Origin of the sequence: Roseburia sp. 499, assembly GCF_001940225.2 — a bacterium.
GTDB lineage: Bacteria > Bacillota > Clostridia > Lachnospirales > Lachnospiraceae > Petralouisia.
In genome coordinates this window covers 1,127,602-1,153,954 of record NZ_CP135164.1, presented here as the reverse complement: position 1 = coordinate 1,153,954, position 26,353 = coordinate 1,127,602, and the positions used below count along the sequence as shown (strand labels likewise).

Genomic DNA, 26,353 nt, shown 5'->3' with positions numbered 1-26,353 from the left:
GATAAGGGTATGCCAAAAGAACTCGGACAGATACACATTTAAGAACGTGTTTCTCTGTCCTCAGACATCTTTCTAGCATACCCATTCATTCTTTTATGCTGCTGTAAGAAGAACACAAAGTGTTCCACATATGAAAATCCGATTTTTTGTATTCAGGCTCTAGTGCATGAATGGAAAAACTGAGTTCAGAATTAGGGAAATTATTTCACAAATTTTCCTAAAAACTCTGCATACACTGCTGATATTTCTGTTTTGCTTCTTCTACTTTCTGGTTATCAGCAGTCGGAGTCGGATAGAATCCCCGGTCATGCATCATATTGAATACTTCCTGCTGAATATCATGTTCCTTTTCCAGACAGTCTAAAATAGCATTTCGCACACTTTCATGGACACACTCATTGGAAAAGGTATTGTAATTATTGGTTGCTGCTTTTTCTGCTGTCAACGCATCCGCTAACACTTCTTTTTCTGAATATAATGGCTGCTGCATTTTTCTTCCTCCTAACCTAATTGAGAGTACAGGGAACGAAAATGTTCCTTGTGTTCATTTGAAATCTCGGTAAACTTTGATTTTACTTCCGCATCACTGCTATGCTCTGCCAACATCTGAAACTTCTTAATCAAAAGTTCTTCCTCGGAAAGCAAATCATTTAATGCGGACAATTCCTTGTCTGATAACTGATTCATGGGAAATCTCCTTTCATCTCTTCCATTATTTTTCTCACACAAGATAAATTTCCCTGTTCCCGCATAAAATATTCTGGTATACTAAATTTATAATTAAAATAAACAAAAAAGGAGGGCTATTTTATGCCATTTATTGATTCTAAAGTAAGTGTAAGTATTTCTCCTGAACAGGAGGCAGAACTGGTGAAACGTCTGGGCCAGGCAATTTCTATCATTCCGGGAAAAAGTGAAAGCTGGCTTATGACTGGTTTTGAACAGAATTATCATCTTTATTTCCGTGGTGAAAACGATACACCGACTGCTTTTATAGAAGTAAAAGTATTTGGTAGTGAAAATAAATCTGCATTTTCCGAATTAACCGCTGAGATTTGCAAGATTTTTAAAGACGTTTTAAATATTCCGGCTGACCATGTATATATCAAATACGAAGCCGTAACAAACTGGGGATGGAACGGGGGAAACTTTTAGTTTCCCCATTTTTTTGCTAATTTCCTTCTTACAATAATAAAACATATCACATGTGCCAAAAAAGTAATCGTCCAACTTACCGGATAAGTCATATACAAAGATGTTGTGGTATGGAATGGCTCTTGTTGGAAAAATGTAAAAATCCATAATAGTCTCAATCCACACGCCCCTACTAAGGATACCAGCATCGGCATAACGGAATATCCGAGTCCTCTTAAAGAACCAACCATAACATCCATCATTCCACATAACGCATATGTTCTTGAAATCACTTCTAACCGTTTCATTCCCGCATCCATTACTACTCGACTGGAGGTATACATACTTAGAAGCGGATATCCAAAGAATACAGCAAGATTTCCCATAACAAGTCCAACCACTATAACGCACATTTCAGCTCTATATAATATTTTATTCACTCGTTCATACTTTGCCGCTCCGATATTCTGGCTGGTAAAGGATATTGCAGCCTGATGAAATGCATTCATGGAAACATATACAAATCCTTCAATATTTGCAGCCGCTGAATTCCCTGCAACCACAACAGCTCCAAAAGAATTTACGGATGTCTGAATAATTACATTGGATATGGAAAACAACATTCCCTGAAAACTTGCCGGTAAACCAATCTGTAAAATTTTAAAAAACTTCTGCGGATAAATCCGTAAACTTTTCCATTCTAACCGAATACTTCCCTGACTTTTTCTCATACATCTTACCACCAGAAAAGCCGAGATACATTCTGATATTACAGTTGCTAATCCTACTCCTGCAACTGACATTTTAAAAACAATCACAAAAATAAGATTTAGCACTACATTGATCATTCCTGCAAAAGACAGATAGTATAGCGGTCGCTTGGTGTCACCTACTGCGCGGAGAATAGCACTACCGAAATTATAAAGCATCGTAGCTGTCATTCCTATGAAATAAATTCTAAGATAGACCGTTGCCAGAGGTAAAACATCCTCCGGTGTCTCCATCCAGATTAGAATCTGTTTTGCTCCAATACACCCCACTGCAGTCAAAAATATTCCGCTATATATACTAAGCATCATCGCTGTATGTATTGTCTCTTTTAATTCCTTTTCCTGCTTTGCTCCATAGAAACGTGCCACTAAAACATTCGCGCCAATAGAAAATCCAAGAAAAAAGTTTGTCAATAAATTGATTAACGCTGTATTTGACCCTACTGCTGCAAGAGCATTATCTCCGGCAAAGTTTCCGACCACAATAATGTCTGCTGCGTTAAACAACAGTTGCAGTATACTGGAACACATAAGCGGTAATGTAAATAGCAGCATTTTCTTTAAAATGGAACCACTGCACATATCCATTTCATATTTGTTGATTCTTTTTTCTTTTGTCCTTAACATTGTTACTTCTCCCTCCGACCACGCCTTTTCCTAACTACCAATATCGCAAGGAAAATACATACTACATTACATACTATTGTCGGTACTAAATCATTTGCTGCCATTGTCTGAGAAAACATATTTAATAGGCAGTGATACAACACACATAACCACAAACTTTGCCCCACTCTATATATTGCACCTAAAATGAAACAACTTCCTAATAATCCAATTAAAAATGTATCATGCTGAATCCCTGAAATTGTATTTGTGATATAAAAATACATATAATGCCAAATTCCCCAAGACAAAAAGGTTATAATAGATGCAATTTCAAATGGAAGGCTTTTTTCTACCAATGGTTGAAAGGTATATCTCCATCCTACCTCTTCTATTCCCCCAAACACAACCGCCTGAACAAAAAGCATTGGAAACGTATACCACATTACTCCATCAACTATTTTTCCTGTAACAATTTGCACTCCGAATAGTATCATCAAAAATAACGCTATCATACCATACAGCCTCATTGGCTGCTTCATTCCAAAATAGTCTTTTAGAATGTCTATATATTTACCTACTTGTCCCGATTTTTTAACTACAATAATTCCCCATATTGCGGAAGATGTTCCACCCAGAAGTAAAAATAAAAAATTGAAAACTACCGGATATTGTATATGGCTTTTTTCTAAAAGAAATTTTATAATACACACCAGTCCCATTTGTAATATGGTTCCACACCAATAAACTATGCTCCATTTCATATTATTTTTCAGACTATTCATTCTCTTAATTGCGCTCCTCTATTCTTCATCGTATAATTTTTTCACATAATCCAACAATCTCTCAAACTCCTTCATTGCTTCCACCGGATTTTTTTGAATTTTTTCATTATTTGCAAATGCAAATCCTTCTGCCATATAGAGCAATACATGAATAATCTCATCCTTGTCTTGCCTTTTCCCCATATGTTTTGCACATTGCATAAGTTGGCTGATAGGCGCTGTCATATATTGATTCATAATATCATGCAGTTCCTTTTGCAAAGTTTCATCTGTCTCATAATAAGAACGGTTCATAAATTGAAACAGAAACGGATTCTCCTTCAATAACTCCCATTTCTTTTGCATATGCTCTTTTAACACTTCAAAGAGTTCTCTCTCTTCTACATTGTTTTTCTCCGGTAAAGTTTCCTTCACTTGAGCAAGTGCTCTCTCATACAGATATAAATAAAATTCCTTCTTATTTACAAAATAGTGAAACAACAATGATTTTGATATTCCGGCTTCTTCTGCAACCATAGACATAGACGTCTTTGCATAAGTATTTTGCGCAAACCCCTTATATCCCGCATTTAATATCTGTTCCTGTCGTTTTTCATCCAATAAGAAGAATCTCTCATTCATCCCAATCACCCTTTGCTATGTTACCATCTTTCATCCACATTCTCAACATTTTTGTGTGTTTTTCCGGATTGCCTATGGATAATTCCCCATGGTCATATCCCTCCAACACAATACACTGACAATCTATAATCTGCTGTCTTAGCAATTCTGTATTCTTTTTACATAATTTTGCTTCTTTACTTCCATATACAATTAATGTTTTGGCTGTAATGCTCCTCTTTCCCTGTGGCACGCTGTAATTTGCGGCAGTCAAAAGAACATGCTGCATGGATTCTTTGGTCATATTTGATAAAACATATTTCATATCGTCAGAAATATAATCCTTTTGATATGAGCCATCCATGATTCCTTTCACACTTGCTGCTTTTCGTAGCATTTTTTCTCCAAATACTGAAAAAATATGGGTCATAACTGTTCCATAATGATAGGACTTTAACGACTCGATAAATGCATATTCTGCAAAATCAGGTCGCATTCTCAAAACTTCCTCTGCAACATACGCTCCTAAGGATGCTCCTGCAATTAAATGTATCTTCCGGATTTCGTGATTTTCAAACCATTCCACCAATTCTTTTGCCTCTTGCATCGGATTATCATATTCTCTGTCTTCTCCTATTACATGTCCGTTCAGCGTGGGCACATAAAGATGGTATTCCTCTGACAACATTTCAATTTGCGCAGTCCACATCTTATAACTAGCTCCTGCACCGTGAATAAGCAACATCTTTTTTTCATTATTACATCCAAACTCTTTCATTTTCATATCTTTTTTCTCCTTTATGTACGAAACGGTCAACAACTACATTTACACTATATAGCCGTTGACCGTTTTTGAGAAGACCCTATTTCGTTTATATCATTGTTACAAGCTTTTCTTCAAATTCCGCCTCCGATACAGGTTTGGAATAAAAATATCCCTGCGCCACATAAGCTCCGATTTCTTTCATCAAAGCAACATCTTTCTCTGTTTCTACTCCCTCACATACTACCTGCGCTTCTAATTCTTCCGTTAACTTCACGATACCACGCATAATTTTCACCTGACGTTCACGATTTTCCTGATTCAGTAAGAACGAACGATCCAACTTAATAACCGAAGCAGGAATCTGTTCAAAAACACCAAGAGAAGAATATCCTGCACCAAAATCATCAATCGACAAACGAATTTCTTTTTCTTTTAGTATATCCAAAGTCTTTTTTACCCTACGCTGCTGCAATTCTTCTACAATAAGTGTCTCTGTAATTTCCATCTCAATCAAGTCTTTGGAAATCTGATAACGTTCCAAAATTTCCACAAAATGCTCCGGGAATCCTGGTTTAATAAAGTGCATTCTTGAGAAGTTACAAGAAACCGTAACTACAGGTAGTCCTGCATCCAAACGTCTACGAAGCATTTTACAGACCGACTCAAATACAAAAAAATCAATCTCTGTAATCTTTCCTGTCTGTTCATAATATGGTACAAAAAATCCCGGCGCTTTTACTGCTCCACCCTCGGTCGGATCAAGAAAACGTACCAGTGCCTCGGCACCCACGATTTTCCCGTTACGAATATCTACCTTTGGCTGATAATATACCGCAAAATCCTTGTTCACATCTACAGACTCCAACAATTTTTCACGTTCATGACGTTCCTTGATTAAACTTTCCAGTCCATCATCGTATATTTTTACTTCATCCCCCTTATTCTTTCCGGTAAATTCCAGTGCCTGATTTGCATAATTGATTGCTACATGCAAGTCACTGTCATCCTCCGGAATGTAGTAAATTCCCATCTGCAACAGCATATGATTATCTGTATCACTCAAAATCGATTTTTCAATCTCATCCCTGATTTCCTGAATTCGCTCCATGAACGCTTCTCTGTCTGAATAATTTAAAAGCATTACAAAATGGTCGCCCTGATCTCTTGCGCAAATTTCTGCTTTAGAGTCCACATTTTTTATCAGAATGCTAGCTATTCTTTTCAGCATATGCTCTCCTGCGCTCCATCCATAAATGGTGTTATAACGACGAAATTGCGCCAAATTCACATATACTACAGCATACTGTACCTTATGCTCCGGCAATAATTTATGTTCCCCCCAGAAAATCAAATAGTTCAAATTCCAGATATTCATTTTAGTATCCTTATACATAAGCTTCTGGATTTTTTTACTATCCTTAATCATGTGCACAGCTACAAAAATAATGAAAAGAATGATTACAATTAAAATACTAATAATCCAAAGACTGTTATTTCGCACAAATTCAATAATGCTTATCAAAGGATAAGTATTTTCCTTTAGCATATAGGCATTGACTCTTTTCGAATCAATTTCCATGATTGTTTTTTCAAGAATTCCAAAAAGCATTTCATCGTCTTCTCTTATTGCCATGGAAATGACATATTCGCTGCTAAATACATTTTTAATCGCTAAATTTTCATAACGAATTTTTGTTCTCATCAAATACTCTGCAAGATATCCATCACAAAGTACTGCATCTACTTTCCCTTCTTTTAACGCATCAATACATTCCTGCTGCGTATCATAAGTAACAACTTTTGCTTGCTCTATTTCTACTGCTGTTCCAACCTTATCTTGTAAAAAAGAAACTGTCGCCATTGTTTCTATTTCATTAATGCTCTGATTTTTTGCCGTCACCAAAACCAATGGAACATCTGCATAATCACATACCGTTGTCAACTGTTCTGCATCTAATACCGCTTCTGAATCTGCACAATATGCCAAAATATCAATCTCACCATTTTGAAGCGAATCCTGTGCTGCTTTCCGATTTTCCATTTTACGATATTCCAGTTCTAACCCTGTAACACGAATGCTGCTTTCCAGCAGTTCTCTGGTAAGTCCCTTAAATTCCCCATCTTGCTCATAGGAAAATGGATAAAATCCATCAAGATACCCTACTACAACCTTTTTTGTTCCCGCAATATACGCACTTTCCTCCGTTGTAAGCAATGCAGTTTTATCAAATTTGTTATAATAAAATTCATTCATCAATTCCGTTTCCAGTTCCGGATGATTCATCTTTAAATCAGCAGTTGCCTGATTCAATTCACGCATTACATCATCATTTCCCTGATATGTAATATAATAAAATGGCCTTGGTGCAAAACGTCCAATCAGACGTTGTCCCTCTTTCACTTCCGTGAAAGTGTGAACCAATGCATCAATTTCTCCTTCCGAAAGTGCATTCTGTAAATCTGATGTCGATGCATACTCTATGATATTTGGATTTTCAATTCCATTATCAAGAAGGTATTGCAAAAATTCGCCCTTTCGGACATAATTTTCCACCATACCAAATGTGATATTCTGCATCGCCGTAAAATCTTCATAAGCGATGGTACTTTCCGGATTCGTAGCAATTACTCCAAAAGTATACCCACTGGACAGGTCTGCATACTGATAGACTTCTGCCCTTTCAACAGAATATTGCGCTGAACCAACCAAATCTACCTGCTTATTACTGAGTAACTGCAATGCTTCTTCCCAGCTATCACACTTTACATACTCGATTTCCCAATCTGTATACTCACACAACGCATTTAGGTATTCTACATCCATACCACCATAACTTCCATCTGCGTTCGTAATATGGTATCCATCCATAGGAAAAAAAGCGACCTTTACCAGCCGTTTTTCCGCTGCATAAATGTCGCTTCCAAAAAAAGTACAAAATAAACCCAGCATCCACGCAAAGATGCCACCCAACAGTATCATTCTTTTTCTTACAGATTTTATCTTAGTGTAAATAAAATCACATCCCATCCGCCCAATAGCATTATTTTTCCTTCTTATGCCTCGTTCTTCATGCACCACCTTTGTTCATATTATACGCTTCTTTATATGCAAAGTCCACTATTCCTCTCACTGGATTTCATAAAAAAAGTGTGATACACTAAAAAAGGAGGGACAAAATGATTTATATTAGTGACATTCTACCCAAAAATGATTTAGAGGCTCTATCAAACGAAGCAAACACCGGTATAGAGACCATTGAATTTTCAATTTCTGATAATTTGGATAAGCTAAGTGAAAAAATCAAAAATTTCAAGTTACACCTGGATTCCATGAATGTATCTGAATTGTCATTTCATGGACCTTTTTTAGATTTAAATCCAGTTGCCTATGATTCTCAAATCAAAAGGGTGACAGAATATAGATTTGCTCAATCCTATGATGCTGCCGTTCGTCTCGGAGCAAAAAAAATTGTTTTCCACACATGTTTTATTCCATCTGTCTATTTTATCGATGGATGGGCAGAACGAATGGCTGATTTCTGGAATCCGTTCATGGAAAAGCGAAAAGAAATACAAGTTCTACTGGAAAATGTCTATGACCCAAATCCCCAACCAATTCTGAATGTAAAGGAACTGGTAGAAGCTCAAAATTTTATGTTATGCCTTGACATTGGACACGCTAACTGCTATTCCCCTCTTCCTTTATCCGATTGGATTCACTGCCTTGGTGCAAATATTGGTCATGTTCATGTTCATGACAACGATGGTCGGAAAGACACCCATCTCGGATTAGGTATGGGGAATATTTCAGTCGAAAAAACGCTAACTCAGTTACATGAAGTCTCTCCCAATGCTACCTATACCATTGAATGTGCACAACTTACAGACGTTATTTCCACCTATCAGCTTCTTCGAACTTTTTAATTTCAACAACATTATAAAAAAGAATTCCGCTTGCGGAATTCGCCGCGCGCGAGCGGTGTCGTTTACGACAAAATTCCTCTCCGCGAGCTGCGCATCCTTAGCGGAGCGCTTTTTATATTCTAGGAAAGTTATTTACTTTCGCCTTTAATGTAACAAAGTCTTTCCTGGAATATAAAGATAGAACCACTGCAGACATTACATCTGTAGTGGTTCTTTTTTATCCTCTGCTTATTTTATCTTTTTCTTCTTTTTTTCATATTATACCGGCAATACTGCGCAACAATCAGACTGACAGCCAGTATGGTGCCATACAAAGCGATATTATTTTCATCACCTGTCTTAGGATTATTTTGAACATTTGCTTCCATCTGATTATTCTCAGTTTTATTTGCTTCAGCATTATTAAGTGCTGAATTAACTTTATCAGAATTATTTACATTGGAATTATCAGGTTCTGAAATATTCACATTCGTCTCATTGGTTGCTACTTTAATGGTAACATCACTCATATCATAAAGACCGTTCTGACCATTCACAAATCGTTCATAAGCCACAAGTGCATAGTAGCCCTGTTCCGTTGCCATACCATCTACTTCACCGTCAGCCACATGCTTAAAACCGCCACCATCTACTGCGTATGCCATTAACGCATCCAATACGGAATTTCCGTTTTTCACAAATCTGGCATCCGTATCCGGATTGATTCCAAGCGCGGTTAATGCCACTACAACTTGTGCCATGGATTCACTTGTAACTGTACCCATGGTTGCATAAGCACCACTCTCTTCCTGCATATCAGAAAGCGCTATTAAAGCTCGGTCTACTGCTATTTTTACTTCTTCATTTGTTTTATAATATGGTGCCAATGCTTGAAGTGCCATACCAGTCATATCAGAGTCAGAAACATCACCACTGAGAGCCCAGCCACCATCATCTAACTGTGCATCCAAAATATAGTCAATAAGTTTACTGCGAGTTACTTGCCCTGTTACTTCTCTTCTATAAGAATTCAATGTCTGAAGTGCCATATGAGATACATTCTCAACAACACTCTCTCCCTGGACTTCATAATTATGAGAATCCAATGCAATCAATGCCCAAATCGGTCCGTTGATACCTTGTTTTGTAACATAGTCCATATCTGTTAAACCTGTGAGAAGATTATAACCACCAACCTCTCTAGGATCATAACCTGCAGATGTTAGTGCCAGAATGATACGCGAATTATCAGTAGACTTTGCTCTGTGAAGCTGACCCTTATCGTTAATATTTTCTTTTACATAATTTACAACATTATCATAATAACCGTCCGGAACTGCTCTTCCACTTCTGGTCAGTCCCAGAACCAGCCATTCTCCACCAATACTTCCTACTGTCGGAGTTGTATTTTGAGCCAGTTTTTCCAAATAGTCACCTGTCTCCTTGCAAACCTTTACCGCAACTTCATCTGCGGTCGCACTGACATCTACCGGAGGGATATCTGTTGCAGTAGAGTTACTCTCTTTTGTGTAATCATCTGTATAATGAAATACTATTACATCTCCATTCTGCAAATACTGCTGACTAATACCAAGGTCGCTATGCACACCATTTAGGTTATACATCCAACCTGAATTGGCACCGTTTGTAAACTCTGCCAAGGTTACACCATTTCTTGTAATAGATTCTACATAATTTCCGGATGGATTAGAGCATGTCATGTTATTTTCCACTAAAACCATTTCTAATACATCCTTTACTGTAGCATTCGTATCTACTGTATACTCTTTTGCACTAACCCATGTTGTCAAATTTCCGGCTGCAAGCGTATGAATTTCACCATCTGCCTCACTGTCATGCACATCATCTCCAAGCAGAGAGAAGGTTACACTAATTGTTCCGGCAGGCTTTAACACTGTAACTACAATCTCAGCAGTTGCAGCACCATAAGTGATTGTAAGTGTCTGTTCTCCGTGTTTATGGTTATCAAATCCTGTGACAGTTACATCATCCAGTGTAGGATTGGTAACTTTTCCATCGCTCCATGTAGCTTTAAAAATGACACCTGTCAAATCAAGTTCATCGCCGATTGTATAATCTTTCTTGTATTCACCTGATATCTCCAACTTATACGCAATAGCATCATTAGAGAGTGTTGGGTATTCCTCGCTCTGAACCCAATTGTGCAAACTAGACTCTGAAGCATTCAGCAAATCTGTAACAGTTCCATCTGCAAACTGTTCTGCAGTCATTGGCGTGCCAAGATTTGTAGCATCTACCCCCAGCGGATTATCTGTACGATTATGATTCGTCTTAGATACTCCAGACGGAAGTTCTTGTTCTGCCAGATTCTTACTTGTGTCAAAATAAGTTGCACCACTTGCATTTTCATGTTCTGCACAATTTGTATCTACATAAGATACCGCACCAAACCACTTTGCATCATTGCCTTCAGGATAATAATTACTCTCGATTACATGCTTTCCATTTAAAGACTTCATGTAACCAACAATATTTCCGGTAACTCCACCATCAGCTGTCGCTGTAAGCGTACCTGCAAAATAATTGTTTCGGATATATGCATTGCCCCAATTTTGAGTAACGCCTTCCTCGCCGCCAAGAATACCTCCTACTCTGTCAGCACCTGTAATAGTTGCTGTTGAAAAACAGTTTTCAATGGTTGCACAAGGGCTATTTGGCGCACTGTCCACACCCCACATGGAGCCGGAATATCCACCGCCGGCAATACCTCCAACGAATTTACCTGTTGCAATGATTTCACCCGTAAAGGAGCAGTTTCGAATAGCATATGGTCCCATAGTCTGACCCTTGCCACCTACAATACCGCCTACATAATCTTTTCCATATACCGTTGCTGCACTGTGGCAACCACTGATTGTACCGTTAAAATCTCCTGCAAAAGAACCAATTCTGCTTACACCTGCAGGTGCATCCTTTTCCACATTATAACCAATCCTTACGCCTGCCTCTGCTGTACAGTTCGTAATTGTTACTGTATTTACCCCGGATGCATATCCACCAATAAATCCACTGTTTTTAATGGTTGTACCAGACTTAATTGTTACATTATCAATATTAATGGTAGCAGGACAACCGGTACTATAATTGCCATCCATGCCATAATCTACTACATAGTTTGCAACCAATCCGTAACCATTGATATACTCACCATAAATGTTCAAATTCTTTACTGTGGCTTCACGAACATACTTAAACAAAGGTACACTGCCTTTTGCAAAAGTAATGGTATGACCATCGCCATCTATTGTTCCTGAAAAAGGTAATAAATTCTTTCCATTACCGGAAGTAGAACCTCCACCTATACCATTCCATGTATCCGGCAGAGTAATATCTGCTGTTACTTTAAAATATTTATCTGTAAATGGAATTCCATCTGTTGCCACAAAACTACTTATCTGTACAAAATCCTCTGCATCCTCTAACAGATACGGATCCTCCTGTGTTCCGGAACCATTCCATGTACCGGCAATAATATCATCTGCCGACTTAAAGTTAATGGCAACAATATCTGTTATGGTACTGTTAGAAAACTTCTGCATTGTATTTGTAATACGACAGAAATAATACACTGTACCCGCTTTATCCGAAGTTGGTGGAGTAAATGTACGGTTCGTAGCACCCTCTACCGGTATAGCACCATTTTCACTCTTTTCAGTGTTAGAATACCATTGATAAGAAAGTGTTCCTCCATCCGGACTACTTACATAAAAGCTCAATTGATTTGGTGTCTGACCGGTCAGGTATTCTTTATCCACGGTAGGCTGCTGGCTTACCACAGGAATTGCAGCCTCAGTAGCTTTTACATAAACATAAACCGCATCTGAATTAGCAGTATATGTTTTTCCCTTGAATTTATTTGTTACCCGGCAATAATACCAATACCCTTCAGGAGTCGCTTTTGCTGTATCAGGTGTCAGAGTCGCTTCGGTACCATATGTGGAATATTTGTTTTTGACATACCAGCTATAGGTAATCTCTCCTTCTGCTTTAGTCGTATATGTAACAGTAAGCGGTGTTGCTGTATCCCCCATATTGTATACATAACCAACGGTATCTTTATAGGAATAACCATCATCCGTTGGTAACGTGCCACCTGTAGTTGTGAGTGTTACAACCGGTGTTGGATCCGGATCTACCACTACATCAACAATTGCCGAATCTGTATATACGGTCTTTTCTGTATTTGTAATTCTGCAGAAATAATAATTCGTACCAACCGACTCTATTTCCGGAGTATAACTTGCCTGGTTTGCCCCTTCAATGGCAGTTGCACCATCAATAGAATTGGTGCTATTTTTGTACCACTGATAATTCAATGTACCATTTGCACTGGCACGGACAGACATAGCTTTTGCCGTATCTCCAATAATATAATCTGCACGTTCCGGCTGAACTACCATATAAGGCTCATCATTCAAAGGTTCTTTTTCTAAAATGATAGTATATGTATTCTCTGTCAAATCTGTACCGCTGACAGTAATCGGAACTTCCATCTTTCCTGCATCATTCCAGTGATAAGTAAGATGAAATGTTTCACCACTTGTTACTGTATTGCCACCGATGTTAATTGTATAATTTCCTTTATAACCGGTAGCTGTGATATCAACACCATCTTTTGTACTGTCTACATAATAATGGTAGCCATCAGTAGTATCCCTCTGGAACGCAAGATCAGCTGTTCCATCTACTGTCAAATTTTTTAACGTAGCATACTTGTTAAAATTAACCGTATACCGGATATCCTCATTGGTCATACTTCCGGATTTATCATAAATTACAACACCAAAATATCCTTTACTTGTATTAATGCTGCTACTGCTGGTCCATCCAAAACCACCAAACATACTATTATAAGTATAGTAACAAATCTTCTTATTATCTTTATAAGCATCCGCTAATGTAGACTTAACAGAAACGCTTGATAAATAATCCGGTATCACCGACGTATATTCTGATACCATAGGATTAAACTCAGGGGTCAACGAATAAGTTCCAACCTCTAAAGAAGCAAGTCTTGGCTGCTCTGTTACTGTCACCACACACACAGGTGCTATGATTGGACAATCATGTGTAATGGTAGGATATACCCAATTTTCATCCGGTGTACCGGTATAATCCGTCACCGTATCAGAAACTGTTCCACTTGCAGTCACATAATAAGTCCCTGCCTGGTCGAAAGATAATGTCACTTTTCCCTCTGCATCTGTGGTCTTTTCATCTAATGCCGTAAAAGTACCATTGTTCCATGTTCCAACAGAAACACCTGATATCGCTATATCTTTCTTATCTTCCTCCATATATGCCATACCCAAATGTCCCTTAAGTGTCAGCGTAAATGTTTTTCCTGCTGTTACACTCTTGGTAGGTGTATCAAAAAAAGTATACCAATCGGAATAATAAGTGTTGTCGCTATTGATAGAAGCAACCAGCTCATCATTCTCCTTTACAGTATCCACGCTAACACTGGTTTCTAATCCTACATTGTTGATAAAGAACAATGTATTTGCTGTATCCACGCCCCAAAGCTTGGATACATATCCATATGCAGCAGCATATCCATCCGCACTATTGTATGTGGCATGTGCTGCGATAAGTGCTTCATCAAATGTGAGTTTTCCATCACTATTTATATCTTTGACGGTCACTTCCCTATGTGCCATTGCACTTCCATCCGCCGCTGTTGCAAGTACACCTTGATTGCTTACCGTCAGGTAAACCTTTGCATCCGGTGCAGGCGTTGTAGTTTCTGTCGTTGGCAAAGTGCCATCCGTTTCTGTGTTACTTGCGAAAACATTTAACGGAACAGATGTCACTATCATTAGGAAACATAATATCCACGACAACAACCTTGTCTTCCACTTTCCTTTTTTCATGTTTTTCCTCCTCTTTTTAGGACATTTTATTTATCTGTCCTAATTTTTATCATATCTATATAAAACTGCATAAGATGTCATGATGCAGTATACTTTTCCCTTCCATATCTATTTCACATTTTTATTCCTTAATTTTTGAAATCTGTACTCTCCTATCATCTGCAATCCCATGGGTAATAGCAAAAACAGCGCATATGCCAGATAAAATACATATGACAACACTGTAATCCTGTTTCCCGTAATAACAGGTTTATAGTACATCTTCGTCTGATCCAGCAATACTGCCATTTCCACCATGGTCAGACACATGAAAAATAAAATAACAATTCCTCTGTCTCTGTTATCGAATCGATATATGGAAAATGCGGTTCTTCCTTTTAACGAATAACCTCTATTCTTCATGGAATTAGAACTTTCTACAAAATCCTCCATAGTCCACGTAATCAAAATGGAAATAATAGAAAACAAATGTTGTGCTCTCTTTAAAATATTTCCCTGTTTTACACCCTTTCCAATTCCTTCCCTCGAACTTTCAATATACAAAGCTTTGCTTTTTATCCTCGGCACTGTGCGAAGCAAAATCGATAAGAACAACGACAGTTTCGGAGAAATTCTTCCAAACAAATATACGACCTTATCCGCTGTAATCAGTGTGAAAATACAACAAAACCACATCAGTACTGTCGCAATTGTAATTCCAACTATCAATCCGTATACAATGGATTCCAATGTAATCCGGTTGCCAATAAAATTGACTTTTAATTCTGTTTCCCCAAAATGATGATAGAAGGAATACCAAATTGCATAACCTACAGCGAATAAGCAAAAACACCCATTCCGTATCCATGCTTTCCGCCCCTTCAGTTTCACGGTATATGCAAAGGAAGACACAAAAGAAATTGCTACAAACACCGGTTGTTGAAAGAAAACCGTGCAGGTAATTGCCGCAAAAAAATATATAAAATTAATCATTGGGTGATAACTGTCAAATCTCATTCTATTCCTCGCTCATCATGCCATATTTCAATTTCATACGATTCAATTTTTCCATCATTGGTCTACAAAGAAGTAATAAAGTTAAAACTGTTGCTACTCCATGAATCAGATTCGGTATAACACCAGACATATAAATGGATAAAATATAACCTTGGGATACAGTGTTTCCCATGGTAAAAATTGCACAGGTATCCAAAATAGGACCTACCACAATCATTATTATTCCAAACCCAATCACTGCTGTTACAATTTTCTTGTTTTCATGCATAATTCCCTTTTTTCTAAAAAAACCAGCAAGCGCCCCTGCAACTCCATAAGCAAACATTTGCCATGGTGTCCATGGACCTTGTCCAAAAATGAAATTGCTGACAAAGGCACTGACCACACCTGTTAAGAACCCTGCCCCCGGTCCAAAAGCCATTCCCGTAATCATAATAATTCCACTCATTGGTTTAAAAAACGGAATCATTACAAAGACCGCTCTGGAAGCAACAGCGATGGCACTCATAACCGCAAGTGTCACCAGTTCTCTTGCCTGTGGTCTTCTCTTCTCAAACGTAAAGAAAAACACTGCAAATGATGAAAGAATCATTACGACACTGATTAGATAGTACTGACTATTTATAAGTTCTTTTGACATAAGGCAATGACCTCCTCGTTGGTAATGGCATTTTCAAACAGATGTCTGCTCATACGATTTGCTGCTGTAGTATAAAAGCTATTGCCTGAGAAAAATCTATTTGGAGTATTTGTCGTTACAATAGCCCCATCAAAGAACATGCTGACCGTATCTGCATATTTTGCACAAAATTCCACATCGTGTGAAACCATAATAATAGTCATTCCCTGTGCTTTTAGTCTTTCTATAATCTCTGCAAATTTTAGTTTAAAGAAACTGTCAATCCCCTTGGTTGGCTCATCAAGCAACAGTATTTGGGGTTCTGTCAATAATACCTTTGCAAGTGCGGCTCGCTGTTGTTCTCCCCCGGACAAATCATACGGATGGCTTTCCAAAAAATCGGTAATCTCACAAACCTTTGCTACTTGCTGTATTTTCTTTTCTTTTTCCAAATCTTTGGAAGAAATCATTTCCCCTAAATCCTCTTTTACTGTTTTATGTACAAAAAGACTTTGCGGATCCTGCGGAAGCATCGCAAGCATGCCTTTAAAAAGCTGAGATGATTTATATTTTTCCATCTTTTTCCCGTCTATCAATACTTTTCCCCTGTATGGTCTGCAGATACCACAGATTGCCTTTAATGTGGTTGACTTTCCGGTTCCGTTTCCACCTACAATAGCTGTCAACGTGTTTCTTGGCACTTTCAGAGAAACCCCTTTTAAAACATCCGGACTATCCTTCTCATAACGGAACCACAACTCTTTCAGCTCTACTGCCGGATTTTTTATCTCTTCTTCGATATATTTCCGGCCTTTTTCCACTTTCGTTTCTTTTATCTCAATGCCCTCCAATAACGTATCCATCCACTCCGCTCCCTCTCTGACTGTTAATGGACATTTCAAATGGTTTGGAACGCCATAATAGATTTGGACCGGCGTAGGCATTGCTGTAAACATCTGACTATTTTTTTCTTTTAAAAATTCACCGATATGTTCCGGACGATCATTGGCAATCACTCTGCCTTCTTCCATAACAACCACCCGATCAGAAGCATAAAAAATATCTTCTAAGCGATGTTCTGTAATAATAATGGTGGTCCGAAGTTCCTGATTGATTTTTCTTACTGTATTTAAAAAGTCTGAAGCAGCAATCGGGTCCAACTGGCTGGTAGGCTCATCTAAAATCAATACACTTGGCTGCATAGCCATAATAGAAGCCAGATTCAAAAGCTGTTTCTGACCGCCGGATAATTCCGACACATTTTTGTGAAACCAATCCTGAATTCCAAAATAACTTGCCATCTCCGCTACACGTAGTCGAATTGTCTTTTGATCATATCCAAGACTTTCCAGTCCAAATGCCAACTCATGCCACACCTTATCTGTGACAATCTGATTGTCCGGATTTTGCATCACATATCCAATTTCGGAAGACTGTTCCCGTAGACCTACTTCCTTTAGTAGTTTGCCTTTAAAATAGATTTCACCTGTCAACTTCCCATGAGGTGCAAGCACACTCTTCAAATGTTTTAACAATGTAGTTTTTCCGCTACCACTTCGCCCACAGACCGTCACATATTCGCCCTGTTCAAATTTTAACTGAATCGAGTCCAATGCCGGTTTATCCGGTACTGTAGGATAATAGAAACTTAAATCCTTGATTTCAAAATGCGCCATATGAAAACCTCCATGATATTTATTGCCGTAGGTATCGATAAAAATAAAAAGTAGCAAATAGCACCGAGTACCATCCATATTTGATTTACTCCGGCAATTTTTAACTGTGGAATATAAGATACTTTCATTCCTCCACAAAATGCACAAACAACAATCATTACAAATAATAGCAACATCATGATCAGCAGATACTTATCTCTGCGACGTATACAATAGATAGAAAAAGACGTCCGTTTGCTACTTCCAAAACCACGACTTTTCATACTGTCAGCCATAACAACTCCCCCCTCTAACGCCCATGTCGTCAATGCAGAAACAGTTGTCATTCCATGCTCTGCCTTTTCAAAATAATGTCCATTTTTTATCGTCTTTCCGATACATTTCCTAGCCTCAATAATCTGCCTGCTCTTCTTTTGAAATTGTGGTACCATGCGAAATACCATCGTCAAAATGAGCGAAACTGACGGAGCAAGCTTGCCGAAGCAATACAAGAACTTATCACTGGTCACAACTGCATTATAAGTAGAAAACCATGTAATAATTGTTACAAACATTGCTCCAATTGCAATCCCATAGCAAAGTGCTTCTAAGGTATACATCCTACCATTTAAATAGGTAAACAAAACTTTCTCTCCCTGTGTATTAAACAATGGATTAATTATCGCTATCGCCAAAAACACTCCACTCATTCCCGCCAGATATTTCAAGCATTCTCTTTTTACCATTACATAATAGGAAAGAGATAAAAGGAGAGAAATGCATAAGAACACCGGATGTATTAAACACATTCCCATAAGCAGAGCACCTATATAAAATGTAAAATTAACAATCGGATGACAATTTGAAAATGCATCTTTCACCATCACATTCCTCCACCTACATCTGCACCCAGTCCATTACAGGTATAGCACCACACAATGGTGTCTCCTTCCTGCACGGTATAGCTGGAACATCCGTAATTCGGAAACCAGCCATTGACTTTATACATCCAACCAGATTCATTTCCACAATCAAATTCATACAAATGGTTAATCCCTTCAATATAATAGCTTTCATATATCGGTGTATAAGAATATTCAATCTGTATTCCTGCACTGTCGCATGCTCTTTTTAATACATCAAAAACAGTTTCCCCTTCTGTAAACTCTATTTTAGAAGTTCCTAAAACAGTTCCGTTTGAGGGTACATATCCTTCCAGTCCCGGCGTAAGATTTTGCATATTATTCAATATGGTATCGCATCGTATTTCTATGGTACAATACTTCGCATGTGTTTCCGGCTGTTCTACCGTTTGACTAGGGGGCGTATTCTCTGTCTGTGTCTCACCTCCTGATTCAGATGTTGTCTGACCATTTCCTGAATTCGTTGCTGCTTCATTACTTCCGGGATTCGTTCCATTTTCTGCAACCTTTTCCCCTTCACCATTATCCAAATTTTCTGCAATTTCATTCCTATTTGCCGTGCCTGTCTCTTCTTCATCAGAAGCACTCTCGTTTTTCTCCAGCAGTTCCTGCTGCGCCTTTAAAATCTCATTTTCTCTTTCTTTCTGAACTGCTTTCAAGTCTGCTTTTGTAAAGCAAAAGGATTCATCAATATCGCACTTTGCAAGTTGTTGTATGATAAAATCATTCAGGCTGCTTACTTTTAGTTTACTAACTTCATACCCTGAATTTTCAACAATAGAAACTACCTGCCCAGATTTTGCTGTAACCGCTTCTTCTGATTTTTTATCCTTTACGTCTATTTTTCCGGAATAGACCGGTATCTCACCAGAACCTGTCTGCGTAGAAATTGATATCACTGCATCTTTCATGTATATTTCTGCTTCACCGGATATTGCAGTTACATTTTTCCATTCACGTGCATCTACAAGAACCTCGCCTTTTAAAACTTCAAATTCTATTGTATCGCCAATACTCTCCACTGAAATTTCAGCATCACTATTCATGTAAATCCTAGCTGTATCTGCCTCTGAAATGGTCAGTGTTGCTCCCTTTTGCGTATACAGTTTGTCCCCTGCTCTTACTGTTGTATCTCTATCAACCTCAAAGGCAACACCATTTCTTTCAATCTTAGCAATCCCTGTTTTTTCGGAAACTGTAATATCAGAAGTTGTCTCTTTCTCAAACCAACCTTTGACTGATCCCACTGTGACAATGCCACCGGCAATCATCAAAAGAACTACTAACACCATACAGATATTTAAAATTTTCTTTTTCATCTATTCTCCTCCAAAATAAAAAAGAGTCCGCTCGACCAGACTCTTTCACGCACGAGCGATATCGTTTACGACTATCTTCATCTCCGCGAAGTGCGCATCCTTTATTAATTCATCAATTTTACCATATGATAAAAAAAGTCTGCAGTTTCCTGCAGACTTTGCGTACCAAAATAAACAATATACCATCATCTAATACAAATTCCAGATATATGGTAATTGTTCTTTTCTCTCTTGGATTCATACTTCGGGGATCCGCAAAGTCAAATCTGGTCATTATTCATGACCGAATAAAGCAAGTATCCTGACTTATCACCTATGCAAAAGCAATATTCTAACGCCTTCCCAATTTCTCAGTGGCATCTGTTAGAAAATATCAATGAATCACAGTAACGGCCTTGTGTGGGAATCTCACCCATCTTCCATAACTTTATCCTGTATGCTTATTTAATTATCTATTATATATAACACTATGATTCCCCAAATGTCAAGTTTTTCATCTTGTTCTCTCTACGAATTTTGCTAACTCCTTCTGAATTACTTCACCATTCCCTACCATAAGATGTCCCCCTGTTTCAAAGGAAATAAAGGTACAATCCGGTATCCTTTCTTCCCAAGGTTTAGCACCACTGTAATCAGCCAGCTTATCATCCTTTGCATGGAAACAGAGAACCGGTACTTCTAATGTACTCATATCGTAATCTTCTCTATGATTATACATAACGGTATTAGATACCTTGGCATCTATCACAATTCCTTCTTTTCGTTCTTTCAAAGGCATAATCATTTCTATCGTATCTCTGTCCATTCCCATCACCGGACCAAACAACGGGCTAAAAAACCACATAGGGAAATCACTGCAAAGGAATGCCGGTGGTCCTACATAAGTAACTTCATCTTCCGGCTCTTCTAATGTCGGATATCCGGAACAGTATAAAATCAATCCCTTTGTTCGTTCCGGATACATCAGCGCAAACTTGATGGCTGTTGCTCCTCCAGCTGAAGTAGCCAACACATATACCTGATCTATCTCTAATGTATCTAATAATTCCACAAAAGCCTCTACCTGATTTTCTACACTTGGGTCCTCAGGAGCATCACTTCCCGGATAACCAAAACGTGATGGTGCAATGACACGATAATTATCCGTTTCATCCTTTAATGTATCGTATTAATTGGCTTTTTGCCTACGAACGATTACCGTAAAGCAAACAATCTGCACCAGACAGATAACACTACCATATATCTTCTCAAACCATGTTTTTCCCATGAGATTCATAACAATATTAATTGCAAAGTAAACAATAAACACCCTAAGTATCACACCTGCAACTTTTTGAAATCTTTTATGTGAAAGAATATTGGATGCAACCGCAATACAGTACATCAAAACCACCTGAACAACGATACTGGATCCGGCAAGCACTGCTGCCTTTTCATAACTTTCCAACTGTCCGCCTCCGGTTATCTCATATGGCAAAACCTTAAGTAAAATCAGCACCTCCATGACAGTGATGCTTAAATTTGCAAATATTGCAATGAGCCCTACTACCTTTGTATTATTTTCATTCTTATTTTTCATCTTCTGTCTCCTTCTATTTTTAGTTTTTCAATTCTCTTTCAATAATTTCCTCATAAAACAGAATATCGTCCTTTAATCGTTTTAAACCATATTGAAGATCATATATTTGATAATCATAAATATTTTTTACCACATTCTCTAATGTACTCTCACCTGAAACCTCCAGTAAATGCTTACCCAAATTCGCCTCTTCACTAATACGTTCTACATTCATTTGAATAACATCATTCTTTATACTCTCTATGTACTGCTCTATCTGCAATAGTTTTTCTCGTTCTACCCGAAGACTCTCTACATATTTTTTCAGGGATGCAATACGGGTTTCCTTTGGTGCCATTCCTAAGAAAAAGAACTTTCCCTCTTCCATGTTCTTCATCTTCTGCAAGTTCATGGGTGCTTCAATCCATTCTCTGAACTGTTGGAGTCCTGTTGCCGTAATTTGATATTCCTTTTTCAGAACACCTTTTTGCTCATATTCCCGCAAACTGATGCAATTCTTTTCAAATAATTTTTTGATGGCACTTTGAATACTTCCAAGACTATCGCTACAAACCGTACTAAGATTCTTCTGTATGAACGATCGCATTTCATATATTGTCATACTTTTTATCAATAGCAAACTTAAAATGATATTTTCCATAATAGGCCTCCTTTATTACTAATAGTAATATTACTATTAGTAATGTGTTTTGTCAATATGTTATAATTGATATCATTAAAACAATTAAAAAAAGTCATAAAACATGGTAAATCCACGCTTCATGACTTTTTGAACCACAAAAGAAGAACTTCCGATTATTTTGAAAACTTTCTATAAAGCAAAAATGCAATTGCTTCTATCGTATACACAACCATAATAATCACATAGAACCGGATATCTACACTTTCTATTTTCTTTATCACATTTTTTATCGTATCATCCATTTGCGGATAAATTATAATGACTTCCGGCTTGCTTTCAGCTTCTTCTCTTAACGTAATTTTCATTCAAAACTTCCTTTCACTTCTTTCCTTTGATACGATATAAAGTACGAAAATTAGTGCTAAATATATATCCAAACGCAACTCCCATACAAATGCCAATAGCAAGATGATCCAATGCCACACCGAACAGTATCCCCAGAGCAATTCCCATGCCCATTCCACCGGCAATCTCTATGCCGCCCAGTTTTACTTTCTCAGGGGCAAGAAGCGTGTCCTTCCACGCAATATACTTTACATCATGATAGACAGTTGACTCCTTTACTTCTTCTAGAATCACTTTCTCGAATTCCTCCCGAACACTTTCGGCTTCCGGTACTATGTATTCTTTTTTTAATACATATGCCATCTGTTGCTGATTCTGTCTAGTTTCTTGTTTTTCGTACTCTTCAGAGTCTCCCTGTTCCAAGGCCGTCTGTCCTTCTATCTCTTCTTCCACAGCATATTCTGCAGTATTCACTAACTCTCTTGTTAGAATATAACAAGCCATCATCTCTTTCTTTTTATACAGAGCATAGACCTGTCCACCATCCTCTAACGCCATAAGCACTTCTTCCTGTAAACTTTTTTCCGGTATCACAGAATTGATTGGCATTCCAAAATTTGCTTTTTCAACTTTCTTTTTTGACATTGTTACAACGTCATGTCCTTTAATTGTTCCAAATATCATGTTTTATTCCTCCGTAACTTTTCTGGTATTGCTTTATCTTTAATTACAACCAAAAACTCTAATGCTAGTTTCTAACTTAACATTTCCTCCACCTGTGCCACTAACTGTGCCAACGTTTCATATCCCTCATCGTCCAACTTATCCAAAATCTGATACCACTTTTCATTTTCCTTGGCATGATATTGGAGATGTTCCTCAAAGCATATCTTTCCTTTTTCCGTCAACGTCAGTTCTACCTTAGCTTCTGATTCTGCCGATACTCGCTTTTGTATCAACTCCTTTTGTACCAGCTTGCGAACCATCTGCGAAGCTGCTCCATCTGTCACACCTTTTTCCTTTGCAAGACCTTTTACACCGATGCCCGGCTGTTCTCCGATGACAGCAATCAAGTGTATCTCCGTCTGTGTCAATGGAATATCCACACCATAATCGCGCTTACAACTCTCCTTCTGACTATATTTATGAACAATTCGTTCCACTTGTTCTAACAAAACACTATAATTACGCATGTTCTTTCACCCATTTACGATTCCAAACCATTTTACCATGTCCAAAATATATCTTCCTCTTTCCCATGTTTCCGATTTTTCTCGCACTTTCCTGCATTTCTTCATACTCTTCATAAAGCAACGTTCTCTCTGGTCTGAACATATGCATCAGGGCATCTCCCACTACTAACGAATCCTCGCCAACTTTTAGACCTATGGAACCGGCATTTATCTGCGTTATTTCGTACATATATCTTCCTCCTGACAAAACAATACTACAACCACATTATAAGCATATCTCATGCGATTATAGTATCTAAACACTTTAGTATCTAAACACTTTGTATATTACCATGAAGAAGATAATAAAGTCAACACCATTAATCCGTTCTTTTTGCTGACTTACACTTTTGATAAAACCACGCCACGATAAGCGGTGGCAATGAGCCTGCAATTATCATTCCAACAACCCCGCCAATGGTCAGCTCCATGCTAAGCACTGAGGCTCCTGATGTAAAACATTGTCCAACAAAAAGGGACAGAAAATCCACTATCATATGTATAATGATATTCGCCCATAAGTTCCCACTTTTCAAATAAATAACTGCAAACAATACTCCGGCAGAAGCCGCATTTACAGCCTGTACTACAACAGTCAGAGGACTCATGAAAAACACATTTGGCAAATGTATCAATCCAAAAATAAGTGCGGATATCCAAACAGCTTTCACATCTCCACGCTCTGTCTCTCCATACTTCACCCGAAGAACATTCAGAACAAGTGCACGCATCAACACTTCCTCATTCATCCCCACAAAAAACATATTCAAAGCAAATAGCACCAGAAAAGATTCCGAGCGCAATGTAAGTGCCGCGAAGTCTGTTCCTATATTTCCAATAACTGCTGCGCAGATTCCGATTACATAAAACGGAATTCCCAAAAGTAATCCTCTACCAAATCCTGCGCGGGTAAAACCAGCTTTCTTCCAAAGTCCAAGGCACCACAGGAAAATCATACAAAAAAGTGTAATACACACATCCCCTACCAGTTTATCCCATCCTGTGATCGGATTATCATCCCACACAAAGATGCTGGAAATCCCCAAGGTGCAGATACATACCAAAAAGCAAAATAGAATTGGTACCTTATTTACCCAACTACAAATTTTTTCCTTCATATTATCCTCCGTAATTCTGTCCATATTTGACACTTGTATCCTATCTTTTCACAAATTTAATGATTCCACCCAAAATGAGTATCGTAATTGATAAAATAAGAACTAAAAAAATATCTGGAACAAATCCTCTAATCACAAACAACGGCATCCCAGCTATCGGAAATGCAATTGCCAGCAATATTGGACACACCAAGTGAATTATTATTGAAATAACAATATTTCCTTTTCTCTCTTTTTCACGTTTCAAAAAAATTAAAATTGGTAAACAACATAAAAAAATCATCACTAAACACACTACATTGATAATCCCATGTTGCAATATATATGAATTAGAATTGATTTCTTTTATCTCTTCTCCACGAATAATTGATACAACATTTTCTTCTATTTGCTCAATCAGACTTTGTCCCACCAAAAAATCCATGGAATTAAATAACATTACTGCTGCTAAATCCCGTTCTGGCAACAATACCATAACTGATGTAAAATTTTCTACCTTTCCAGCATGATAGATAATAGGTTCATCGTCTACTTTTTTCTCTATCCATCCCATACAATATTTTGCATCACCACCATACATATCACTAACTGCACTTGTATCGGTGGAAGCGTCCACTCCATTATGAAGAACAGTATTCACAGTCTCACTATCGAATATAGAATTTCCTTTTCTCAAGTACATCTGAAGATACTTTCCCATATCCTCAATATTTGAAATGATATATCCCGCCGGAACCTGAGACCACGAATCCTTATCCGGATACATTACATTTCTCGGAATCATAATTCCAAAGTAACTGGTATATCCCTGCACCAACGTCTTTTGTTGATCTTCTCCATAATTTGCGTATGTATTTGTCATTTCCAACGGCTCAAAAATGCTCTCTTTTACATATTCTGTATATTCCTTACCAGTAACTTTCTCAATTATTTTTCCCAGGAGATTATAATTTGCATTAGCATATTGAAACTGCCCTTTACTTGATGTAATATTGATATCACTCAGCAGCTGATTTGATGCTATTCCACTTACTTGATTTAACAAATCCCGAACCGTTATTTCCTCAAGTTCCGGATAATCTTCTAAATATTCACATATACTAACATCCAAATTCACAATTCCCTTATCAGCTAAATCCACAATTGCTAATGCCGTAAATGACTTACTCATCGAACCTATAATAAAATTATCTGATGTTTCTTTTGCATCTCCATAGGTATTGCTATATACTACTGTATCCGAATTTACAATTTCTAAAGCCATTCCTTTTACATTTGCATCCTCTAATGTTGTCTGCAAATAATTGTCAATTTTTTCACTTATTTCCGATTCTTCTTCAACATCCTTGGCATAGCACTTCTGACTATTTAGCATAAATATGCTAAAAATTAATATAGCTAACAACAATTTTAATTTACAAAATACTATCCCACATTTTTTCATTCTCACTTTTCCTTTATCCTTT

Annotated in this window: 24 protein-coding genes and 1 riboswitch; of the genes, 2 read left to right on the top strand and 22 right to left on the bottom strand. The window is 37.7% G+C overall.

The genetic code is table 11. The features are described 5' to 3' along the window. Positions 1-217 precede the first annotated feature (217 nt). Entirely contained in the window at positions 218-490 is a 273-nt protein-coding gene (locus tag BIV20_RS05725; protein WP_075718932.1) for a spore coat protein, read from the bottom strand. 11 nt (positions 491-501) lie between these two features. Next, a complete protein-coding gene (locus BIV20_RS05720; protein WP_075718930.1) occupies positions 502-687 on the bottom strand; it encodes a hypothetical protein in 186 nt (61 codons plus the stop codon). A 123-nt stretch (positions 688-810) separates the two neighbouring features. Between BIV20_RS05720 and BIV20_RS05715 the strand changes: the two genes are divergently transcribed. Continuing rightward, complete coding sequence (locus BIV20_RS05715) at positions 811-1,155, top strand: phenylpyruvate tautomerase MIF-related protein (RefSeq protein ID WP_075718928.1); 345 nt, start codon at positions 811-813, stop codon at positions 1,153-1,155. Here the strand turns inward: BIV20_RS05715 and BIV20_RS05710 are convergent. The 5 genes from BIV20_RS05710 to BIV20_RS05690 form a co-directional block, all read right to left on the bottom strand. After that, positions 1,152-2,531, bottom strand: a complete 1,380-nt coding sequence (locus BIV20_RS05710) for an MATE family efflux transporter (protein ID WP_192848868.1) — start codon at positions 2,529-2,531, stop codon at positions 1,152-1,154. The genes BIV20_RS05715 and BIV20_RS05710 overlap by 4 nt on opposite strands. Before the next feature lie 2 nt (positions 2,532-2,533). Beyond that, entirely contained in the window at positions 2,534-3,295 is a 762-nt protein-coding gene (locus BIV20_RS05705; RefSeq protein ID WP_075718926.1) for a CPBP family intramembrane glutamic endopeptidase, read from the bottom strand. A gap of 18 nt (positions 3,296-3,313) precedes the next feature. Next, positions 3,314-3,916: a TetR/AcrR family transcriptional regulator gene (locus tag BIV20_RS05700; protein ID WP_075718924.1), complete on the bottom strand. Its 603-nt coding sequence runs from the start codon at positions 3,914-3,916 to the stop codon at positions 3,314-3,316. Then, complete coding sequence (locus BIV20_RS05695; protein ID WP_075718922.1) at positions 3,909-4,679, bottom strand: alpha/beta fold hydrolase; 771 nt, start codon at positions 4,677-4,679, stop codon at positions 3,909-3,911. The genes BIV20_RS05700 and BIV20_RS05695 overlap by 8 nt, the downstream gene beginning before the upstream one ends. Positions 4,680-4,767: 88 nt before the next feature. After that, the gene (locus BIV20_RS05690) at positions 4,768-7,611 is read right to left on the bottom strand and encodes an EAL domain-containing protein (protein WP_158024915.1); all 2,844 of its coding nucleotides are present in this window, start codon (positions 7,609-7,611) and stop codon (positions 4,768-4,770) included. Positions 7,612-7,838: 227 nt separating this feature from the next. Here BIV20_RS05690 and BIV20_RS05685 point away from each other — a divergent pair, with 227 nt between their 5' ends. Next, entirely contained in the window at positions 7,839-8,585 is a 747-nt protein-coding gene (locus BIV20_RS05685; protein ID WP_075718918.1) for a sugar phosphate isomerase/epimerase family protein, read from the top strand. A 233-nt stretch (positions 8,586-8,818) separates the two neighbouring features. Here the strand turns inward: BIV20_RS05685 and BIV20_RS05680 are convergent, their stop codons facing one another. The 15 genes from BIV20_RS05680 to BIV20_RS05610 form a co-directional block, all read right to left on the bottom strand. After that, positions 8,819-14,479, bottom strand: coding sequence for a bacterial Ig-like domain-containing protein (locus tag BIV20_RS05680; RefSeq protein ID WP_075718916.1), 5,661 nt, complete (start codon positions 14,477-14,479; stop codon positions 8,819-8,821). Between the two features lie 108 nt (positions 14,480-14,587). Beyond that, positions 14,588-15,475: an energy-coupling factor transporter transmembrane component T gene (locus tag BIV20_RS05675; RefSeq protein ID WP_075718914.1), complete on the bottom strand. Its 888-nt coding sequence runs from the start codon at positions 15,473-15,475 to the stop codon at positions 14,588-14,590. A 1-nt stretch (position 15,476) separates the two neighbouring features. Further along, positions 15,477-16,115: an ECF transporter S component gene (locus tag BIV20_RS05670; protein WP_075718912.1), complete on the bottom strand. Its 639-nt coding sequence runs from the start codon at positions 16,113-16,115 to the stop codon at positions 15,477-15,479. After that, positions 16,097-17,770 (bottom strand): ABC transporter ATP-binding protein, encoded by a 1,674-nt coding sequence (locus tag BIV20_RS05665; RefSeq protein WP_075718910.1) that lies wholly within the window; start codon positions 17,768-17,770, stop codon positions 16,097-16,099. Before BIV20_RS05665 ends, BIV20_RS05670 begins: the two co-directional genes overlap by 19 nt. Beyond that, on the bottom strand, positions 17,743-18,633 hold the full coding sequence (locus BIV20_RS05660) for an energy-coupling factor transporter transmembrane component T family protein (protein ID WP_075718908.1): 891 nt from the start codon (positions 18,631-18,633) through the stop codon (positions 17,743-17,745). Before BIV20_RS05660 ends, BIV20_RS05665 begins: the two co-directional genes overlap by 28 nt. Beyond that, on the bottom strand, positions 18,633-19,991 hold the full coding sequence (locus BIV20_RS05655; RefSeq protein ID WP_075718906.1) for a DUF4430 domain-containing protein: 1,359 nt from the start codon (positions 19,989-19,991) through the stop codon (positions 18,633-18,635). The genes BIV20_RS05660 and BIV20_RS05655 overlap by 1 nt, the downstream gene beginning before the upstream one ends. Positions 19,992-20,265: 274 nt before the next feature. Further along, a riboswitch (cobalamin riboswitch) is annotated at positions 20,266-20,436 on the bottom strand. A 48-nt stretch (positions 20,437-20,484) separates the two neighbouring features. Beyond that, the gene (locus BIV20_RS05650) at positions 20,485-21,120 is read right to left on the bottom strand and encodes an alpha/beta fold hydrolase (RefSeq protein ID WP_083655105.1); all 636 of its coding nucleotides are present in this window, start codon (positions 21,118-21,120) and stop codon (positions 20,485-20,487) included. Positions 21,121-21,159: 39 nt separating this feature from the next. Continuing rightward, complete coding sequence (locus BIV20_RS05645) at positions 21,160-21,570, bottom strand: hypothetical protein (RefSeq protein WP_075718902.1); 411 nt, start codon at positions 21,568-21,570, stop codon at positions 21,160-21,162. 19 nt (positions 21,571-21,589) lie between these two features. Then, a complete protein-coding gene (locus BIV20_RS05640; RefSeq protein ID WP_075718900.1) occupies positions 21,590-22,210 on the bottom strand; it encodes a PadR family transcriptional regulator in 621 nt (206 codons plus the stop codon). A 155-nt stretch (positions 22,211-22,365) separates the two neighbouring features. Next, the gene (locus tag BIV20_RS05635) at positions 22,366-22,557 is read right to left on the bottom strand and encodes a hypothetical protein (protein WP_075718898.1); all 192 of its coding nucleotides are present in this window, start codon (positions 22,555-22,557) and stop codon (positions 22,366-22,368) included. 13 nt (positions 22,558-22,570) lie between these two features. Continuing rightward, the gene (locus BIV20_RS05630) at positions 22,571-23,221 is read right to left on the bottom strand and encodes a hypothetical protein (protein WP_075718896.1); all 651 of its coding nucleotides are present in this window, start codon (positions 23,219-23,221) and stop codon (positions 22,571-22,573) included. 71 nt (positions 23,222-23,292) lie between these two features. Then, complete coding sequence (locus tag BIV20_RS05625; protein ID WP_075718894.1) at positions 23,293-23,730, bottom strand: MarR family winged helix-turn-helix transcriptional regulator; 438 nt, start codon at positions 23,728-23,730, stop codon at positions 23,293-23,295. Then, positions 23,723-23,959, bottom strand: coding sequence for a hypothetical protein (locus tag BIV20_RS05620; RefSeq protein ID WP_075718892.1), 237 nt, complete (start codon positions 23,957-23,959; stop codon positions 23,723-23,725). Before BIV20_RS05620 ends, BIV20_RS05625 begins: the two co-directional genes overlap by 8 nt. A 130-nt stretch (positions 23,960-24,089) precedes the next feature. Continuing rightward, on the bottom strand, positions 24,090-24,887 hold the full coding sequence (locus BIV20_RS05615; protein ID WP_075718890.1) for a CPBP family intramembrane glutamic endopeptidase: 798 nt from the start codon (positions 24,885-24,887) through the stop codon (positions 24,090-24,092). Positions 24,888-24,927: 40 nt separating this feature from the next. Then, entirely contained in the window at positions 24,928-26,331 is a 1,404-nt protein-coding gene (locus BIV20_RS05610; protein ID WP_075718888.1) for a serine hydrolase domain-containing protein, read from the bottom strand. Between the last annotated feature and the right edge of the window lie 22 nt (positions 26,332-26,353).